The sequence below is a fragment of the Dyadobacter sp. 676 genome, assembly GCF_040448675.1.
Classification (GTDB): Bacteria; Bacteroidota; Bacteroidia; order Cytophagales; family Spirosomataceae; genus Dyadobacter.
Genome location: NZ_CP159289.1, coordinates 3125001 through 3144224, shown reverse-complemented (window position 1 = coordinate 3144224; position 19224 = coordinate 3125001). Strand labels below are relative to the sequence as shown.

Sequence of the window (19224 nt, the reverse complement as noted above, 5' to 3'; positions counted from 1 at the left end):
CATTATGCCCCTTCGTACCCCTGGTAGCCGTCGTTTTTGGTTAGTGCTTACATTCGTGCTCTGCGCATGTGCAGGTGCATCCGCACAAAAGACCCGCGAACAACTCGAACGCGAAAAGGCTGAAAACCAGAGCAAAATCAGGGAAATTCAGAGCATTTTGAAGCAGACTTCTTCCCAAAAGAATGTCAACCTCGGTCAGTTGAAAGCCCTCAACCAGCAGATCAATACCTACAAAAAGCAGATCGATCTCCTTACCGACGACCTCGAAATCCTCGACAGGGAATTGAAAGTCCTTGAAAAACGGCGTCAGTCGCTGGACAGCAGCCTTGCGGTGCTGAAAGAAGAATATGGCCACATGATTTATGAGGCCTCGAAGCGGAATGCTTATTTCAATCAGCTTGTTTTCCTGTTTTCGGCCGGGACTTTCAACCAGTTTGTATTGCGATACAAATATCTCAAACAATACACGGAGGCAAGACAGGGCCGCGCTAAGGAGATAGATGCCTTGCAAAAGCAGGTAATGGCTGAACGCCAGCGCATAACGTCCAAGAAAAACCAGCAGAAAAACGTGCTGGATACGCGCGTCACCGAAAACAACAAGCTGGAAGGCCTGAAAGTGAAGCAAAATGAGGTTATTAAGGAGCTTTCGCAGAAAGAGGTAGAACTGAGAAAGCAAATCGCCGAAAACAAGCGCGCAACCGACCTCCTCGAAGCCAGCATCAGACGTATCGCCGAACGCGAACGCCGGGAACGCCTTGAAAGGGAACGTCGCGAGCGCGAAGAGCGGGAGGCACGCCGGAAAGCCGAGCGGGAACGGATCGCAAGGGAGAATGCCGAGCGCGAAAAGAAAGGGGAGGCTGCGGTAGAAGCACCGAAGGAAGAAGAGGAACCTGTGGTTTCCAGTGGTATGAGCGAAGAGGAAACAACACTGGCGTCGTCGTTCACGGCGTCACAAAATCGCCTTCCATGGCCCGTAAAAGGATTTGTTTCCAGCCATTTCGGCCAGCGGCCGCACGCGGTTTTGAAAGGGGTAATGGTTGATAACCTCGGAATCGATATTCAGACGACCGCCGGGGAGCCGGTGAGGTCGGTTTACGACGGCACGGTGCTGGATGTTACCGAGCTGCCGGGAATGGGCAGTGTAGTGGCGATCCAGCATGGCAATTATATGACTATTTACGCCAAAATGACCGGCGTATCGGTCCGCGCGGGGCAAAAAGTAAAAGCAAGGGAGAATATCGGCCGGGTTGCGACCGACAGCGATGGTACATCCGAACTGCAATTCCAGATCTGGAAAAATACATCGCGGCTGAACCCCGAAAACTGGCTGATACACCGGTAGTGCGTCCTGGCCGCAAGTAATGCCTTGGAGAAGGGTCAAGGGTAGTCAGGAGTTGTCATTTGTGGTCAGGAATAGTCGGAGGTTGTCAGAATTGGTCATTGATGCCCCGGGGAATTTGATATATCGTATGCACGAGTTCTCCTCCCAGCAAAAACATGCCTACACTTAACTATTCCTGACCAATCACGACAATTCCTGACCACACATGACAATATCCGACTATACCTGACCATTCATGACAATAAATGACCACACCGGTCACATTAATGAATTTCGATTACCATTACCGATAACCACCATGTCTGTACATACTGCTGATATCAAGCGCATTACAACCCACGTGATTCAGGAAATGAAAAACCGCGGGGAAAAAATAACATGTCTGACCGCCTACGACTATTCGATGGCCGGAATCGTGGATGCCGCCGGTGTCGAACTGATTCTCGTGGGTGATTCCGCTTCCAATGTAATGGCGGGCCACGAAACCACATTACCCATCACGATCGATCAGATGATCTACCACGCGTCGTCGGTAGTACGGGCCGTAAAACGTGCCCTGGTAGTTGTGGATTTGCCGTTTGGGTCTTACCAGGGCAACTCGCGCGAGGCATTGAACTCCGCGATCCGGATCATGAAGGAATCCGGTGCACATGCCGTGAAGCTCGAAGGAGGACTGGAAATAAAGGATTCCATCACCCGGATTTTGAGTGCGGGCGTCCCGGTAATGGGCCATCTGGGGCTCACACCGCAGTCCATTTACAAATTCGGAACATACACTGTTCGGGCAAAGCAGGAGGCCGAAGCACAAAAACTACTCGAAGACGCCAAAATGCTGGAAGAAGTCGGCTGTTTCTCGGTAGTGCTCGAAAAAATTCCGGCTAAATTAACCAAAGAGGTTTCGGAAAGCATTCAGATACCGACGATCGGCATTGGTGCCGGGCCGCACGCCGATGGCCAGGTGCTGGTTATTCACGACCTTCTGGGCATCAATAAGGCATTTAAACCCCGGTTTTTACGCCATTACGCCGATTTGAACAGCATTATGACCGACGCTATAACCAATTACATATCCGACGTAAAAGGAAAATCATTTCCGAACGAAAAGGAATCATATTGACCTTTTAAAAAGTATTAAACTAATAATATGGCTAAAAGACCTTTTCGGGTGGTTTACGAAGATAACCACCTGATCATTGTCAACAAGGAGCCTGGCATCCTCGTTCAGGCCGACGTGACGGGCGACGCCTGCCTGGCTGACCTGGTGAAGGATTATATCAAGGAAACATACAACAAGCCCGGCGCGGTGTTTCTTGGCACAGTCCATCGTCTCGATCGCCCGGTAAGCGGGCTGGTCGTGTTTGCGCGCACGTCCAAGGCGCTGGAGCGCATGAACGAAATCTTTCGCAAGCGCGATGTTCAGAAAACATATTGGGCCGTTGTCAGAAATAAGCCCGCGGAAAAAAAGGGAAAACTCGTGCATTGGCTCACCAAAAACGAGGCACGGAACGTTACCACAGCCCACGACCACGAAGTACCCGGCTCGCAGCGCGCGGAGCTGTCGTACCGCTGGATGGGCGAGATCAACAAGTTCCATTTGCTGGAAGTGATGCCGGTTACCGGAAGGCCCCATCAAATCCGTGTGCAACTGGCATCGATGAACTGTCCCATCCGCGGGGATGTCAAATACGGGTATCCCAAGGGCAATCCCGACGGCAGCATTAATCTGCACGCCCGCAGGCTTTATTTTGAACATCCTGTTAAAAAAGAACCTGTTATATGTCGTGCCGGCGTTCCGAACGACCCTTTTTGGGAAGAATTCTTAACTTTGGATAAAGAGGTGATCAAACCGGAACACCTGAATTTCCTTCACGAATAGAAGCCGATGATCGAAAAACTGAAACAGCGCTGGAACGTCAGGAACGGGTGGGATGTACTTGTTATTCTGGTCGTTTTCGCATGCACCGGTTTTTCAGTCCTCTATGTAAAACGCTGGCTTTTTGAGCTGATCGGCCTCACGCCTGATTCGCCTGGCTGGCTACGCTGGACTGTCAATATCCTGATCATCCTGCCCCTTTACCAGGTCGTCCTCATCGCCTGGGGGTGGGTGTGGGGTAAATTCGCGTTTTTCTGGGAGTTCGAGAAACGGATGTTCAGTCGTATCGGCGGGCTGTTTCGTTCCAAAAAGGCTGAAACCACGCCCGAATAGCTGCTATTTGTTACCCCTTGCAATAAGTTGCCGGTATACATTCCGGGCCTTGTCGTAAGCCGCCGCTGCTGCGCTTTTTTCCTCTGACCGAATATTCGGCTCCTTCATTTTCCAGCATTGTTCCAGCGCCGCAAGGCACCATTCGGCGCTTTGCTTTTCCAAAACAGGCCGATCGTTCAGCTTTACAAACACCGGATTGGAATGTGAGCTGGGATAAACCCGCATAGCCAGCCAGCCCGATCTGGTGATTTTGGGCGAAAATTGCACGTCGTTGATCTTTCCGTCGGCCGGTATTTCAACCGTGTCGACGGGCACACCGTTAAATATCAGCTCTACCCGCACATTCCGCGATTTGCCGATCCGCGACCGCTCGATATCCCAATACGGCTTCTCGGTAACAGGCGTTTTTGCTATTTTCTCGCCCGTACTATCCTGCTTTTCAGGCAAATAAGCAGCCAGTTTTGCGGTTACTTTCACCGTCGCGGCCGATCTCAGCACCAGTTCGCTTTCTCCCGCACCAGCTTCTACGCCATTCACCTTAAAATCCATAATGTGCGATTTCCCATCCGAAACATAGCTCCTCCCGAGACGGAGCGCCTCGACATACCCGTCGTAATCCATTCCATTCCGGGGTTTGAAATAGCTGCGCGCCTGTCCCACGCGTGCGTCGGTAATGCACGGGAAATCCGTTTCACCGCTGAGCCGAGTTTTAAAACCGCAATTCAGCGTGTGGTAATACATATTGAGTTCCCACGGCGCTGGTGTGTCGCCTGCGCTGTAAAAGTCAACCAGGCCATCGGTTACCGTCATAACGTATTCGTTAGCACCGATTCCGTCCATTTTGGGGATAATATAATTGGGAAGTTCCTGAGTTGCCTCCATCGGTTCCAGGCCCCAGCCGGAATGCGCGTAACCGACCACGCCGCCTTGCGACCTGGCCCAGGAAAGCACGGGCGCCGTCCAGCTGGGCCATTGCTCGATGATAGTGGTACCCGGATAATCGTCTTCCTTTATCCGCAATAAAACAATATGTCCCGCGTGCGAGGAAGGAAAACCCGAAACTTCTACATCGTTACGCATTACATTTCCTTTGCGCGACAGCGGATGATCTTTTCCGGAGAAAAAAGTTTTCTGGTGATACCAGCTCGGTCCCCAGGCCAGATTGGCTGCCATATTCAGGTCTTCGCCCAATACCTGCCTGAACATATCCTTCGGGTCAACGCCCTCCGTCGGGCTGTCGTAATGGCTACAACCAGCCGCATGGATATGATGATCGGCGCTGAACCACCCCAGTTTCGACAGTTGTATCCACCTTTTCAACTGAAATGACACTTCGATAGAATCCTTGCCGGCGGGGACAGTAATTTCCTGCATTTGGGGAATGTATTCTGGTCCACGTGTGAAAGAAATCCGATATTTGCCCGGTGGTAACATCACGTGCTCGCCGCTTTTCCGGTAAATCTGGGGCTGAAAAAAGAAGTCGGGGTATTCGTCGAATGCCGCGACGCGGCGGGATGGCAAGGGATAAATGCCTTTGAACTTGCCGGAAGCGTGCTCCTGGCCATCGGTAATGAGAAAGGAGGCCATCGCAGGCGTACCGTCGTCGTCTTTCACGTCCAGTTTGACCTTTACAGCCGGTTTTGCATCGAACAGAATATGGGTAGAATTCCGAAAACCAATATCCTGCGAGCCCTGGCCGGCGTTGTAGGAGATTTCCGCCTCACGTTTACCGGCGTCCCTTGAGTAGATCTGCACCACCGCATATTCCAGTTTCAACCCCGACAAGTTCGCCTGCAATGGTCTTCCGGCATAAATCTGAATATCCAGGAAACGGTTCGCCACCTGCCCTTCGGTCAGTTCGTGTTCTTTTTTTACCCGGTGTTCGAAAGAGGGCGAGTGATATGGTTTTAATGCATTGGGACTTGTGGCTTCAAATTTCGCGGTGATGCCGGCTTCATTATGGATTTTAACCAGAAAGGCCGTCCAGCCGCCCTGCACCAGTTGCGGTTTCGCGGCCCCGCGGTCCACTTTTACCCGGCCTTCCGGATTAATATGCACCACATTAAGGCAATAGGGATCGAGAATCGACTGAATTTCAGCCACCGTCTTTTGCGACAACGGCCCGCGTCCCAGCGCTTTCAGTTTCTCCGCATCGGCTGCGGGAAATGCATTGCCCGAAAAGGAAAGCGCTTCCCGCAAACGCATGGCTTGCGCCAGTAAAGGCTGTGGCTCAACGTCCGTAGTGGTTGTGTGATTAACATGCTGATCGTGCTGCCCGAGCAGCGCTAATGGCAGAAATACTGCGAAAAGGAGTAGGGCAGACGGTCTTTTCATATCAATCCTTGTCTTTTTTACGATATGCTTTCCAGGCGGTAAAGCCGATATACATCATACTGCCGCGCGCACCGCCGCTTTTCATGAGTCCGTTTACATTGCTGAAACCTAAAAAAACAGGCCCAAAATGCCCTGCAAGTCCTATCGACGGCCGGTTATTTCCCTGAATAAACGAAATCGGGAACGAAAGGCCCGAATCCTCGTCTTCAAAGCGCGGCGTAATGATAAAAGTATTCGGCACATACATATCTAATGGCCGCCCGCTCCGGCTTTTGAAGCGGCTGGTTTGAGACAGGTTCAGGAAGAAACCATGAAAAACCTGCACATCCGCTTCCAGGTGAAGCGCCTGCGGCAGCCGGACAGTTTGGGCAAATGCGGTACCCGAATCACCGGGGAAAAGACTCATAAAACCTTCCGGCCCACGGTCGCTGATTGTTTCGAGCTCGGTTTGCCGGATCACGACGTCGTTATGCGAACCTGTTACGACCTTTGAATCGGAAGTCTTGTATTTAACGGACCCGATGTCCGTCAGCGATCCGGCAAGGCGCACGAAGTAATCGGGGCTGTCGTTATAAACCTCCTTACGGTCTTTCCATACAGCCCCCAGTTCATAGGAAAAGCCCAGATCATAAGCCCAGCCGGAGCCATATTTACCCGAATCAAACAAATTCCCGACGCTCATCCTGCGGTTTGGGGTGCTGTAACCGCTTTCGTAAACCAGTCTATCGATTTCCAACTGGCTGATTTCGGGATCGTTACCGACCGGATTAATGCTGTAACGGTCGGCATTGCCCTTCAAATAAGCCACGCGTGCGCCAAAAACCCGCTTGACGGTGGCACCGACGCGGAGCTTGTGGCCTTCGATGTCGAGCAGCTGCCCGCCCCATGAAAAACTGAGGTCGGAAAAACTCTGTTGAACCAGACTGAAATCACCCCAAGACTCATTCGACACCGGCGGCGTGCTTCCGGTATCGAGCCTTTTAATGTAGAGATTATCGATCGCAGCGGGGATATTTCTGCCCTGCACAAATCCCCTCGTGCGGAGTTGTATCGCCACACCATGGTATTTGCCCAATGCAAACGACGCCGACGGCCAGCGGATTTCCCCTGTCAGGAAAATGGGATCTTTGTAAGTCAATGAACCCATCGTACGGGAACGCCCATACAGCTCCTCCGTGGAATGTGCCGCAAGCACCGGGTAGAGAAACGAATTTTCCCCGATGAACCGGAAATAGCGGTATTTGATGCTTCCGCCGAGCGTCAGGATATTCACCTGGAATTTGTGCCTTGGCCCGCCGAGCACGGAAGGATTGTAAGTAGCGCGGTACAAGCCTCCATAGTTACTGAATTGCAATCCGGGAATCTGTTGAGCGACGACATAACGGACGGTCGTCAGCATAAATAATGCTGCGGTAAGTAATGAGGTTTTCAAAGTTGAGTTTTGTTAGTCGGGCTCAGCATTCCGTGTTCGTTGTATTGGATTGCTTCGTCCCGGATTAATGCTTGCAATGTTTTCAGAAACTCGTCGCCGGGTATGTTCTCGAACATCCGGCTGAGTTCCGCGGGCAACATCGGACCCTCACGGCTCAAAAAATCGGTAATCCGGTCGGCCAAAGTGTCGTCACGGATCGTTTCACTCTTTCGGTTCCTGATGCAGATATCGCATACACCGCATTCCTCCGCATCGAATTCATGAAAATATTCCAGCAGAAGCAGCGTCCGGCACCGTTTGGTGTGGGTGGCATAGCGGATCACCGCCTGTGCCTTTCCGAGATCCCGGTCCTTTTTCTTTTGTATTTCAAAAACGTTCAGCGGCAGTAGAGAAGAATCATAGCGCGGTGTCAGAAATGTAAGCTGTGGTTTGTCCTTTCTGGGCTCGTAATCGATAATATTTCGCTCGGAAAGGAATTTCAATTTCCTGAGAACTTCGGGCACGGTGGCGAAATGGATCTGCGCCAGCTCCGCTTCGGAAATGCGCACATATTCTGTAAAAACCTCGCCCCCGTACATTCTCAGGATTAGTTTGATAAACGAATCCAGCTCCTGATAGCGTATTTGAAAGTCGTACAATTCCCGGTTGTCGACCAGGAAATGGATTTTGGAGGCATCGTTGAAATTCTCACTCAGCTGTACAAAACCTTCCTCTTCCAGCAATTTCAGCGCATAGTGGGTTTCGTTGACTGCCAACCCGAATGTCCCCGCAAACTCCTGAATATCAAAATCGAAGCCCGATAATTCTCCCGCACCGATCGCTATTTTGTAATAATTTGCCAAAGCCTGGTAAACCCGCCTCAGCATTTCCACCGGCGGATATTTCCGTTCGATGCCGTCTATCAGCTCTTCGAGATCGATTTTGTTGAAAAGCGCTACCGCATAGGCCTTCTTCTCGTCCCTTCCCGCTCGTCCGGCTTCCTGATAATAGGCTTCCAGATTATCGGGCAAATCGAAATGGATTACCGCACGGACATCCGGCTTATCGATTCCCATTCCGAAAGCATTGGTAGCCACAACCATGCGGACGCGGTTCTGAATCCAGGCCGTTTGCCGCTCGGAGCGGTCCTTAAAAGGCAAGCCTGCATGGTAACTCGTAGCCGGGATTCCCTGCCTGTTCAGCCAGTCGGCGAGCTCTTTCGTGCGCTTGCGGGTGCTAACGTATATAATACCCGTTCCCGAAACGTTGCGCAAAATCTGCAATAATTTCCGCTCTTTACTTTCCTCGGCAAAGACGGAATAGGAGAGGTTAGCCCGGGCAAACGACTGCTTGAAAACCCGCGCATTACGCATTTCCAGCTTGTCGAGAATATCGGCCCGTACCTCCTCGGTAGCCGTGGCCGTCAGCGCCATAACCGGCACTTTGGGCAAAAGCCTGCGAAATTCGGCGATAAGCAGGTAGGAGGGCCGGAAATCGTAACCCCAGGCCGAGATGCAATGCGCCTCGTCGATGGCGAGCAGGCATACATTCATCTGCTTCGTACGTGCGATCATAATGTCCGTCCGCAGGCGCTCGGGCGACACGTAGAGGAACTTCGTATTTCCATGAATGCAATTATCGAGCGTAATATCGATCTCCGTCTTGCTCATACCCGAATGGATCGCCGCCGCAGGAATGTGCCTGCGTTTCAGCTGTTCCACCTGATCCTTCATCAGCGCAATGAGCGGCGTTACCACGATGCAAATACCCTCGGAAGCCATTACCGGCACCTGAAAACAGATGGATTTCCCACCGCCGGTCGGAAGCAAAACCAGCGTATCCATGCCATCCAGAACGGCCTTGATGGCATCCTCCTGAAATGGCCTGAAAGTGTCGTAACCCCAATATTGTTTCAGGACAGACCGGATATCAGCCATCAAAACATGCTTTTTAATTGTGGTAAATCAGATTTTACAAAGTAATTGCATTCGTGGCTTTATCGAAAGCGATAAGCCGCTCGTTTGATAAATTTGCCAATACCGCTAAAATATTATCTTTGTTTAAAGTTCATTTTAACCCCTTTCCATGCGCACGCTGCTCTTCTTCATCAGTATTGTCATATTATCGGGCTGTTCCGCCTCCCATTATCTCAAACGTGAAATCGATCGCTCGGTGGTTTTAAGTCAACAACATACCGGCGTTTCGATCGCCCGCATTGGCGAAAAGAAGCCGATCGCGTCGTATCAGGCCAACAGATATTTCGTTCCTGCGTCCAACACCAAACTGTTCAGCTTTTATGCGGGCCTTTCCGCTCTTGGCGATTCCATTCCGGGCCTGGAATACCTCGAATGGGGCGAACTGCTCATTATCCGCGGTACCGGGGACCCTTCGCTACTGCACCCCGACCTGCCGTATAGCAAGGTTTTCGACTTTCTGAAAGGCCGCAAGGACCAGATTTTTTACACCCCCTATCATTTTGAAAACAAACGTTTCGGTCCAGGATGGGCTTGGAGCGATTACAACGATTATTATCAACCGGAGGTGACCGCCATGCCGGTTTACGGCAATATTGTGCGCTTCAAAACCACGCCGGCCGGTGAATACCGGGCCAATCCCCGCTTCTGGCAAAAGTCGCTTGTGCCCGACACCACCGTTTCGGGCATCGAAAGGGAAGAACTGCAAAATGTCTTTCATTACCCTAAACTGTCAGGTAATCAAAGCATTACACGCGACATACCGGTCCATATGAGCGACCTGCTGACCCTGCAATTGTTGAACGATACGCTGAAAAAAGAAATCAAACTGATAGATATTCCCTTGGAAATAGAGCTGCAAACGGTGCACAGCATTCCGTCGGATTCACTTTACACCCGCATGATGCAGGTCAGCGATAATATGCTGGCGGAACAACTGATGCTGCTCTATGCAACCGCCAACAAACTGCCGCTCAACACCGAAAAAGCTATCTCACATGCGATCGAACACCATCTGGCCGACGTGCCGGATAAACCGGTTTGGAAAGATGGCTCGGGGCTCAGCCGCTATAACTTGTTTACGCCCAGGACGATGGTCGCATTATTGCAGAAAATTTACGCGAAAGTCCCGCAGGAAAGGCTATTCAAAATACTGCCGGCAGGAGGAAAAAGCGGTACTTTAAAAAACCTCTTCAAAGGCGAGACGCCGTTTGTTTATGCGAAAACCGGCAGTTTAAGCAATGTTTATAACCTGAGCGGCTATTTGATAACCAGAAAAGGCAAGATACTTGCTTTCAGCTTTATGAATAACAATTTTACCCAACCCACCGCCGATGTGCGCAAGGAAGTAGAACGCATTCTCACACGGATGCGCGACAAGTTCTGATCATTCCTTCTCTTCCCACGTCTTGCCGGTACAGTGAATCGTATTCCGTCCGTTTTTGCGCACGAGCAGGTAAATTTTGTAAATACCAGGTTCGACATTCGCGGTATGAAAACTTGCATTAATCCCTCTGCTGAAATACATGCCGCGCCGCAGCGTCGTTTTCAGCGGCACTGCCGCCTGGTTGGGAGGCGATGCGTAAACATGCCCGGCCGATTTAAGGATCACATAAGCGCCGTCGGAGTAATCTTTTTCGGGTTTGAAAAAATCCCGGTGAAAACCCACGACAATATGATTACCGAGCAGGCCGACCTCGTCCGGCTGATACGCGCTGCCGCAATGTACGGAATCCGCGCGCGGGTTCCAGCCTTCCGAAAGCGGATCGCCGGAGCGGTAGTATGACCGGATCTTTTCATAATGCCGCTGGTCCATCGAAAACATACGCAGGCCAAGCCAGTCGGCATTGTACCGCGCATTGAATTCCTGCGCGATGGCCGCACGACGGTTGTTAACGGCGCCGGCGAAATTGCCGTGAAGCAGCACGAGGTTTACGATAATAGCCGCGCCAAATATCCCCGGGGCGAATCGCCTCCGGACTGTCGGCCGGGCAATCGCGATAAATCCCATATAAAGGGCAATACACCACAAGGTCGAATACATCCGGTAGCGTCCCTTGAACATGCCTTCGAAAGTGTCGGTGGGGATACGTTTATATGTGAGGGCTAGGGCGGTAATGCCCGTAAAAATTGCTATTGCAAGCGCAAAAAGCGCTGTCGGGTTGTCGTAGCGGTCTTTTAACCAGGTCGAGTTCCAGAGCGGGATGTATTGTTTTCGGTATAAAACAAAAAAAGCGGCAATCATCAGCATTCCCATGGCCGCCGCCGCGTATAGGCCGGAAATTGGCGTACCGTATGCTGTTAGTGTCGCCCAGGAGCCTATGAAGCCGAAGAACCCGAAAAAGCCTTCCTTCACCTGTTTTGGATCAGAGAAATCGAGATTTTGGGTGATGGGCGTAAAATCGATGAAATAGATAACGGCGATAACGAGCGCCGTAGCGAAGGTGATCAGGAACTGCCTGCGGTAGCCTCCCAGCAAGGATATCAGGCCTATTACCGGAAAAACCATCAATCCATTGCCGTAAGTGAACGTAGCTGCGACGGCAAACAACAGCGAAATGGCGATCCGCCGGGTTTCGTAAGCCGCAAAATAGAGCGCGCAAAGCACAAAAAGGATCACTCCGAAATTGCAAAGCGAGCTCACGCCCCAGAAGATGTTCTCAAACGACTGGATATTAAACCAGAGCCACATAACCGGCACAAAATACCAGACAGAAACCCTTAAATGCCGGAATGCACGGTAAAAAACCAACGCGCAAAGCGCCCAGCAGCTATTGGCGATAATCATCGGCCACACAAGGTCGACTGTGCCGAAGGTTTTGTGTAAAAGCAGGATTACGGAGCGTGAAAAAACCAGGCGGTGCTCCGGGAAAAGGGTCGTCAGCAACTTCCACTTTGTGGCGAGGTCGGCTTTCGAAAATTCCGGAATAATGCCCAGGATCAGGATGTCGTCGAATGCTACATAGTTGACATTCAATGCAATGACCTTAAATACCCAAATATAAATCAGAACGGGTATCAGGCACAATAACCATGCAAGCCAGCCTTTTTCTCTGACAAAACGGAGGAAAAATGAAAACATGCACGCTAATTAAGCAGGTGACTCGTGATTTTCAACCATCCGCCAGCTAATTTTCGGTTTCCTCCTCTTCAGCGGATGCGCGGGGGTCTTTAGTGTAATCGTAAAGCAGCTTACCTTTTTCGTCCCATTCGCGCAGAATAAATGGCTCGAAATCATCGTCCCAGGCGGTTTTGGGATATTGGATTTCTTTCTTGCGCTGGCGGCGGAACTGGTAATATTCGACCCAACGGCCCACTTTTTTGCCGGAATCATACTTGCCGTCCACCGCGAGCTGTCCTTCCTTATAAAACTGCAGGTATTCGCCTTCCACTTCTCCGAAGGCGATCGGCACTACTTCCTTGATCTGCGTGTGCGCTGAGTCATAATAAGTTATGCGCGATTCGGCAGGGAACCCACGGTGCCACATAGCCTTGTCGATGAGGTTGTACTTGGTATCATATTTTACCCAACGGCCGTCTTTGACACCCATGTAATAATATCCTTCCTCGATCAGGTTTTCGCCACTATACTTTTTATATGATCCATGCAATGGAAGGGCCTGCGCCTTGTCTTTCACGACGGAAGAGCTCAGCTTCCGGCTTTTTTTGTCGTACCACCTCGTTTCCGTCGCGCGCACGTATGGGTCAATGGGCTTATATTCTTTCAATACGTGGAAATTCTCGACCGTGGCGCGGTCGCCGCTGCCGTACTTGACCGACATACTCTGCATCGGAATGCCCTCGTATTGCACTTTTGCAAGGCGGGCCCTTTCTTTTCGCGCCTTCCGGTCTTTCTTCTGGTTTTTGTATTCTTTTACGCGAAGCCCGAGGTCGGGGATCGTCTCGCCGAACAACGTCGAAAGGTTTGTGGATTTGCCCTTCCCGCCGGGTGCCGATGCTCCTACTACGGGATCCAGCCCCGAAACGAACGATTTCAGGTCGTTGGAACGCGTAGCCGTATCCTTTTTCACCTGCTCTTTGGGAAGCCAGGACGGGGCTGGGGTGTCCTTCCGACCTTCCTGACCCTGAGCGGAAACCGAGAGACAGATTGTAAAAAAGCCGCAAAACAGTGCTACTCTTTGCATGAATATAGGATTTTTCTTCTGGGCAAGATTGTTACTTTTGTAACGAATTGGTTTTTTCTATATTGATTTCCAATACAAATTTAAAAAAACACCGTGGAAAAAAGCGCTAAAATTTATATTGCCGGGCACCGGGGAATGGTTGGTTCCGCCATTCTAAGAAAACTGGAAAAAGAAGGATTCGACAATATCATCACCAGAACCTCGTCCGAGCTCGATCTTCGTAATCAGGCCGACGTGCGGGCATTTTTTGAAGCGGAACGCCCTGAATACATCTTTCTCGCCGCCGCCAAGGTGGGAGGCATTATGGCGAACAATATTTACCGCGCTGAATTTCTGAACGATAACTTGCTGATACAGAATAACGTCATCGACAGCGCATACCGCACGGGCGCTAAAAAGCTGATGTTCCTGGGATCCAGCTGCATTTATCCGAAACTGGCGCCGCAGCCCTTACAGGAAGATTCGCTGCTTACCGGCCTGCTCGAACCTACCAACGAACCCTACGCCATCGCGAAAATTGCAGGTATCAAGATGTGCGAAGCCTACCGAGCGCAATACGGCTGCAATTTCATTTCGGTAATGCCCACCAATTTATATGGACCGAACGACAATTACGATCTCAACAATTCGCACGTCCTGCCGGCCATGATCCGCAAGTTCCATGAGGCGAAAGAAGAAGGCAAGCCGTTTGTGGAGCTTTGGGGTACGGGTTCGCCGCTCCGCGAATTCCTTCACGCCGACGACCTGGCGGCCGCCTGCTATTTTCTGATGCAGAACTACAACGAGGCAGGCTTCCTGAACGTCGGAGTAGGTGCGGATGTGGCCATTAAGGATTTGGCCGAAATGATCCGGAAAGTGGTCGGTTATGAGGGAGAAATCAAGTGGAATACCGACAAGCCTGACGGTACACCAAGAAAACTGATGGACGTCAGCAAGCTGCATGCATTGGGCTGGAAACACACGATCGAACTGGAAGAGGGCATTACCCGGACTTACCAGGATTTCCTGGAAAAAATAGAAACTTATGCCGTGTAACCACAGCGAGGACAACAGGTTACATTTGAAATAGCCTAATATTTCAATACTAAAATCATATTTTACCTACGATAATTCTTTTTTTGGACAAATTTTCAGTATAATATTACAAGAATCTTCGGGAAACTAATTAGTTTTGCAGCGCCTCGGAATGGGGGCGTCATATAAACCTTAGTCATAGAGAAATGTCGGCCATTATTAAGTTAGATCAGATAGACCGCAAAGTACTGGAGATTTTACAAACCAACGCGAAGATAACCAACGCCCAATTATCCAAAGAAATAGGCCTTTCACCGGCCCCGACGCTGGAGCGCGTGAAAAAATTGGAACAATCGGGAATCATCAAAAGCTACCATGCGCAACTGGAACCTGAAAAAGTAGGATTGGGCGTGAGCACTTTTGTCCAGATTTCACTGGTTGGCCACCGCAAGGCGGTAACTGAGTCATTTGTAGAGAAAATTCACGCCATCCCGGAAGTCATTGAATGCCATCACATTACAGGGACAGGTGATTTCCTTTTACGTGTGATTTCCAAAGACATCAGCACCTACCAAAAGCTGATGCTCGAAAAAATCAACGAAATCGAAGAGGTTGCCAGCACCCAAACGATGGTGATCCTCTCGACATTCAAAGAAAGCAAAGTGTTACCGATACCTTGATGCTTAAGAGTTGATGAGTCGAGAGTTGACTTAAACTTTAAACTCTGAACTTTAAACTCTGAACTTTAAACTCTGAACTTTAAACTCTGAACTTTAAACTCTAGACCCATAAACTTGAATAAAAAATGGTCGGAAGCGCTTCCGACCATTTTTTATTTGGTATCGCTGCAAATGCTATTGATGCTGCTCGCGGAGCAGGTCGTTCACCGTTTTTACAGGATTGAAGGTGATCAGCGGCACTTCTACGAACAGGGTATTCCAGTCGGCCATGGAACCATTCCACAAACCGGGCAATTCCTGCGCCTTCAGCTCCTTACCGTCCTTGGATTTGCCTGTAATGAAGCCCGTCTGCGGGTCCCGGAACTTCTTCAGATCATAGAGTTCGCCCTTTCTATTCTTCACCGCACACACCAGATCGACGGGATTAAAGTGTGTCGAGTTCTTGAAAATACTGTTTTGATCCGCATTATCGACATCCACCTGAGCCGATTCTACAATTTGCAGCGATGACGATCCATCGGCATTCTCCGCCCAGAAAGGCCCGCCCCCTGGCTCACCCTGGTTTTTCACCATTCCGCACGCACGCAACGGCCGATCCAGCTTCCTGATGAAATATTCCTTCTTTTGCCCATCGCTCCATGATTCGAAACCGACTGGCGGGATCACGCAAAGTTCTTTACGGAAAAAGTTATCAAGTTCTGTAAGCAATGCGGCGTCGGGATTTCCGGCGAGTTTATCGAGGTAAGCGAAGATTTTTTTCTGGTATCTTAATACAATGCCCGCCAATGCCTTTTTATAGGTAATGGTCTCGCCCTTAATGCGGTCGGGAACAACATTATCGATGTTTTTGATAAAAATAATGTCCGCGTCCAGCTGTCCGAGATTTTCGAGCAATGCGCCGTGGCCTGCCGGGCGGAACAACAGCGAGTTGTCCTTTTCGCGGAATGGTGTATTGTCGAGGTTAACGGCGATGGTGTCGGTCGAGCTTTTTTGTTCTGAGAAAGACACGATATAGCGAACACCGTATTGCGTCTGGTAACCGGGAAGTACTTCTACCACCAGTTTTTCGAATTTATCGCGATGCTCCGGCGATACCGTAAAATGGATTTGTACATTGCTTCCCGCATTCGCATACTTCGCGCCTTCCACCAGATGCTCTTCCAGCGGCGTGCGGGAGCGGTCGGGATAATTATGGAATTTCAAAAGCCCTTTTGGCAGCTCGCCATATCCCAACCCTTTGCTGGTCAGGAAGTAGGAAGCAATCGTTTTCTCGTCAGCCGCCTCGATATCGTACCCGTCGGCGGCCAGGCATACTTTCAGATCCTCATAAAATGCGAAATCTTTCAGCCTCGTGAAAAATTCTTCAACCGACTTGTCCTTTTTATCTTCCTGCAAAAAACTGAACAGCGACTTGAACATACGGGTAGCCGCACCGGAAGCCGGTACAAATTTCAAAAGTGCAATTTCGCCGTCCGCAGCACTTTTGTCGTACTCACTGATTAGCCGGGCAATCTCATCGTCCGTCAACCTGATAATGCCGTCGCCCACCGTGGCCGCCTTCGACAGTTGCAAAAACGGAAAGCCTTTTTCAAAATAGCGGACTTGCTCTTCTATGACGCTCAGATCGCTCCCTCTTTCCTTTATTTGTTGAATATCTTTTTCAATAAACATAATGTATGGTTTTAATCAGTGAAGTTTAGGGTAAGATTTATTACAAAAAAAGCTTGGAATTAACATACTTTCACCATTCTCCTGCATTTATTTCAGTACCCGCAGTTTTGCGAAACTCAGCAGCAGCGTCTTTTCTCCTACCAGGTCAAATTTGACCGTCGCCTTTCTGTCCGTACCATTGACGTCCATCTTGGTCACCACCCCGAAACCGAATTTCAAATGCTCGACCTTGTCTCCTTCGGCGAGGTCAAACGTGTCGGTGGGTACAAAATCGGGCGACGGGACATGGCTTGTAGCAGCCGTTGCTGCCGGCCTGGCTTCTGTTTTTCTTTGAATAAGGTTGCGTGCAAAAGTCGTGACCGGCGGCGTAGTATCACGGTCCAGGGCGCTTTGCACCATTTTATTGACATTCAGATACCGCTGATCGACTTCGAGCAGGAAGCGGCTCGGCTCGCACATTTTCAGCCGGCCCCATTGATAACGGCTCTCGGCATAGGAGAACGACAATTTTTTCTCGGCGCGCGTGATCGCCACGTAGAAAAGCCTTCTTTCTTCTTCGAGGTCCTGCCGGCTTTCCAGCATCATCTGGCTTGGAAAAAGATCTTCTTCCAGTCCCACAATGAACACATTCCTGAATTCCAGGCCCTTGGCCGAGTGAATCGTCATCATCGTCACACGGTCGTGGTCGTTGTTGTCGTCGGGCTCGTCGGCATTGGTTAATAGTGAAACAGATTGAAGGAATGCGCTGAGCGTCTTGTCCTCATTCTCCTCACTGTCGACGAACTCTTTGATCCCGTTCAGCAATTCCTGCACGTTTTCGTAGCGCGAAAGGCCTTCTACGGTCTTATCTTCATACAATTCACGCAATATGCCCGACGCTTTGGCGATGTGGGAAGCAATTTCATAAGCATCCTTACCTTCTTCGACCAGGATTTTAAAACTTTTGATTAGCGTGGCGAACCCTTCGATAGGTGTGATGGAGCGTCCCGAGCCAAATTGATTGATATTAGCCACCACATCCCAGATCGCAACATTATTTTCCGAGGCAGTCACCGCGATTTTAGCTACCGTCGTATCGCCAATTCCTCTTTTGGGTAAATTAATGATCCGTTTGAAAGCTTCTTCATCCCGCTGGTTCACTGTAAACCGCAGGTAGGCCAGCAAATCCTTGATTTCTTTCCTCTGGTAAAAAGACTGGCCGCCCACTATCCGGTATTTGATCCCCAATTTTCGCAGGGCTTCCTCAAATGAGCGCGACTGTGCATTGGTCCGGTACAAAATCGCGAAATGCTCGTTCCGCAGCGATTTCTGCATTTTTTCTTCAAAAATCGCCGTCGCCACCAGCCGGCCTTCTTCATTATCGGAGCTAGCCTTGATCACGTCGATCAGTGCGCCTTCCTCGTTGGAAGTAAATGTATGTTTTTCAAGCTGCGCCTTGTTGCGCGCGATCACCGAGTTGGCGGCATTCACGATATTGCTCGTCGAGCGATAGTTCTGTTCCAGCTTGATCACCCGCACATCGGGGAAGTCCTTTTCGAAATTGAGGATATTCTCGATGTTGGCGCCGCGGAATGCGTAAATGCTCTGTGCATCGTCACCCACGACGACTATGTTGCGGTGTACGGCCGACAATTTCCTGGTAATCAGGTATTGCGAAACGTTCGTATCCTGAAACTCGTCCACCATCACATGCTGAAACTTGTGCTGGTACTTATATAACACGTCGGGGAAATCGCGGAAAAGAATATTGGTGTTGAACAGCAGGTCGTCGAAATCCATCGCATTGGCCTGGAAGCAGCGCGTTACATAAGTTTTATACAACCTGCCGATCTCCTTCATTTTCGCCGCATCGTCGTCGGCCTGGATCACTGCATTATTAATGTAGTCGTCCGCCGAAATGAGCCGGTTCTTCGCGCCCGAGATCCGGTTAAAGACCACATTGGCCTTGTAAACCTTATCGTCGAGGTTGTACTCCTTGATGATGCTTCTTAACAACGACTTCGAGTCGTCGGTATCATAGATCGAGAAATCACTGGTATAACCCAGGTAGCGGGCCTCGATACGGAGGATTTTGGCAAAAACAGAGTGGAAAGTCCCCATCCAGATATTCCGCGCCTCGGTACCTACGGCACCTTCGATCCGGCTGCGCATTTCGCCGGCGGCTTTATTGGTAAATGTGAGGGACAAAATGCGGAATGGGTCGACACCCGTCTCGATAAGCCGCGCAATGCGGTAGGTAAGTACCCTGGTTTTCCCCGAACCCGCGCCCGCAATGATCATCAAAGGGCCATTTCCGTGCAGCACAGCCTCCCGTTGGGGCTCATTCAAGGTCGATAGATAATCGTTGTGGTTCAAAGTTGTATGCTTTTCCAATTACTTATAATATATAGCAAAAGCCAAAGTTAGGAAAAACCGTTAAAAGCATTCTGTAATCTCCGGTCCTGTAAG

At 50.2% G+C, this 19224-nt stretch carries 14 protein-coding genes; 7 read left to right on the top strand and 7 right to left on the bottom strand.

All coding sequences use genetic code 11. The annotated features are described in order from the left end of the window. The first annotated feature begins 4 nt into the window (after positions 1–4). The 4 genes from ABV298_RS14125 (at position 5) to ABV298_RS14110 (ending at position 3548) form a co-directional block, all read left to right on the top strand. Positions 5–1342, top strand: coding sequence for a peptidoglycan DD-metalloendopeptidase family protein (locus ABV298_RS14125; protein ID WP_353722710.1), 1338 nt, complete (start codon positions 5–7; stop codon positions 1340–1342). Between the two features lie 298 nt (positions 1343–1640). Next, entirely contained in the window at positions 1641–2459 is an 819-nt protein-coding gene (panB, locus tag ABV298_RS14120) for a 3-methyl-2-oxobutanoate hydroxymethyltransferase (RefSeq protein WP_353722709.1), read from the top strand. A 27-nt stretch (positions 2460–2486) separates the two neighbouring features. Next, entirely contained in the window at positions 2487–3218 is a 732-nt protein-coding gene (locus ABV298_RS14115) for an RluA family pseudouridine synthase (protein WP_353722708.1), read from the top strand. A 6-nt stretch (positions 3219–3224) separates the two neighbouring features. Further along, positions 3225–3548, top strand: coding sequence for a DUF6787 family protein (locus tag ABV298_RS14110; RefSeq protein ID WP_353722707.1), 324 nt, complete (start codon positions 3225–3227; stop codon positions 3546–3548). A gap of 3 nt (positions 3549–3551) precedes the next feature. Here ABV298_RS14110 and ABV298_RS14105 read toward each other — a convergent pair whose 3' ends face one another. From ABV298_RS14105 to ABV298_RS14095, 3 genes are read right to left on the bottom strand one after another with little or no spacing between them, the layout of a single operon-like run. Beyond that, the gene (locus tag ABV298_RS14105; RefSeq protein WP_353722706.1) at positions 3552–5882 is read right to left on the bottom strand and encodes a CehA/McbA family metallohydrolase; all 2331 of its coding nucleotides are present in this window, start codon (positions 5880–5882) and stop codon (positions 3552–3554) included. 1 nt (position 5883) lies between these two features. Further along, complete coding sequence (locus tag ABV298_RS14100; protein ID WP_353722705.1) at positions 5884–7314, bottom strand: DUF5723 family protein; 1431 nt, start codon at positions 7312–7314, stop codon at positions 5884–5886. Next, on the bottom strand, positions 7311–9230 hold the full coding sequence (locus ABV298_RS14095) for an ATP-dependent DNA helicase RecQ (protein ID WP_353722704.1): 1920 nt from the start codon (positions 9228–9230) through the stop codon (positions 7311–7313). The genes ABV298_RS14100 and ABV298_RS14095 overlap by 4 nt, the downstream gene beginning before the upstream one ends. Before the next feature lie 148 nt (positions 9231–9378). Between ABV298_RS14095 and ABV298_RS14090 the strand changes: the two genes are divergently transcribed. Then, positions 9379–10653, top strand: coding sequence for a D-alanyl-D-alanine carboxypeptidase (locus tag ABV298_RS14090; protein WP_353722703.1), 1275 nt, complete (start codon positions 9379–9381; stop codon positions 10651–10653). Here the strand turns inward: ABV298_RS14090 and ABV298_RS14085 are convergent, their stop codons facing one another. Continuing rightward, positions 10654–12348 carry a hypothetical protein gene (locus tag ABV298_RS14085; RefSeq protein WP_353722702.1) on the bottom strand — a complete coding sequence of 565 codons (1695 nt, stop codon included), beginning with the start codon at positions 12346–12348 and terminating at the stop codon, positions 10654–10656. Between the two features lie 46 nt (positions 12349–12394). After that, positions 12395–13411 carry a hypothetical protein gene (locus ABV298_RS14080; protein WP_353722701.1) on the bottom strand — a complete coding sequence of 339 codons (1017 nt, stop codon included), beginning with the start codon at positions 13409–13411 and terminating at the stop codon, positions 12395–12397. A 93-nt stretch (positions 13412–13504) separates the two neighbouring features. Between ABV298_RS14080 and ABV298_RS14075 the strand changes: the two genes are divergently transcribed. Together ABV298_RS14075 and ABV298_RS14070 are read left to right on the top strand one after the other, a co-directional pair. Next, complete coding sequence (locus ABV298_RS14075) at positions 13505–14446, top strand: GDP-L-fucose synthase (protein ID WP_353722700.1); 942 nt, start codon at positions 13505–13507, stop codon at positions 14444–14446. Between the two features lie 185 nt (positions 14447–14631). Continuing rightward, a complete protein-coding gene (locus tag ABV298_RS14070; RefSeq protein WP_015813234.1) occupies positions 14632–15105 on the top strand; it encodes an Lrp/AsnC family transcriptional regulator in 474 nt (157 codons plus the stop codon). A gap of 174 nt (positions 15106–15279) precedes the next feature. Here the strand turns inward: ABV298_RS14070 and ABV298_RS14065 are convergent, their stop codons facing one another. Together ABV298_RS14065 and ABV298_RS14060 are read right to left on the bottom strand one after the other, a co-directional pair. Next, positions 15280–16776, bottom strand: coding sequence for a DUF4301 family protein (locus ABV298_RS14065; protein ID WP_353722699.1), 1497 nt, complete (start codon positions 16774–16776; stop codon positions 15280–15282). Between the two features lie 87 nt (positions 16777–16863). After that, positions 16864–19149, bottom strand: coding sequence for a UvrD-helicase domain-containing protein (locus ABV298_RS14060; RefSeq protein WP_353722698.1), 2286 nt, complete (start codon positions 19147–19149; stop codon positions 16864–16866). Between the last annotated feature and the right edge of the window lie 75 nt (positions 19150–19224).

What these genes read in the sequence shown, in the direction of transcription:
- ABV298_RS14125 (WP_353722710.1), top strand. Translation starts at nt 5, where the DNA reads ATGCCCCTTCGTACCCCTGGTAGCCGTCGTTTTTGGTTAGTGCTTACA.
- ABV298_RS14070 (WP_015813234.1), top strand. Translation starts at nt 14,632, where the DNA reads ATGTCGGCCATTATTAAGTTAGATCAGATAGACCGCAAAGTACTGGAG.
- ABV298_RS14110 (WP_353722707.1), top strand. Translation starts at nt 3,225, where the DNA reads ATGATCGAAAAACTGAAACAGCGCTGGAACGTCAGGAACGGGTGGGAT.
- ABV298_RS14095 (WP_353722704.1), bottom strand. Translation starts at nt 9,230, where the DNA reads ATGGCTGATATCCGGTCTGTCCTGAAACAATATTGGGGTTACGACACT.
- panB (WP_353722709.1), top strand. Translation starts at nt 1,641, where the DNA reads ATGTCTGTACATACTGCTGATATCAAGCGCATTACAACCCACGTGATT.
- ABV298_RS14115 (WP_353722708.1), top strand. Translation starts at nt 2,487, where the DNA reads ATGGCTAAAAGACCTTTTCGGGTGGTTTACGAAGATAACCACCTGATC.
- ABV298_RS14105 (WP_353722706.1), bottom strand. Translation starts at nt 5,882, where the DNA reads ATGAAAAGACCGTCTGCCCTACTCCTTTTCGCAGTATTTCTGCCATTA.
- ABV298_RS14065 (WP_353722699.1), bottom strand. Translation starts at nt 16,776, where the DNA reads ATGTTTATTGAAAAAGATATTCAACAAATAAAGGAAAGAGGGAGCGAT.
- ABV298_RS14080 (WP_353722701.1), bottom strand. Translation starts at nt 13,411, where the DNA reads ATGCAAAGAGTAGCACTGTTTTGCGGCTTTTTTACAATCTGTCTCTCG.
- ABV298_RS14085 (WP_353722702.1), bottom strand. Translation starts at nt 12,348, where the DNA reads ATGTTTTCATTTTTCCTCCGTTTTGTCAGAGAAAAAGGCTGGCTTGCA.
- ABV298_RS14090 (WP_353722703.1), top strand. Translation starts at nt 9,379, where the DNA reads ATGCGCACGCTGCTCTTCTTCATCAGTATTGTCATATTATCGGGCTGT.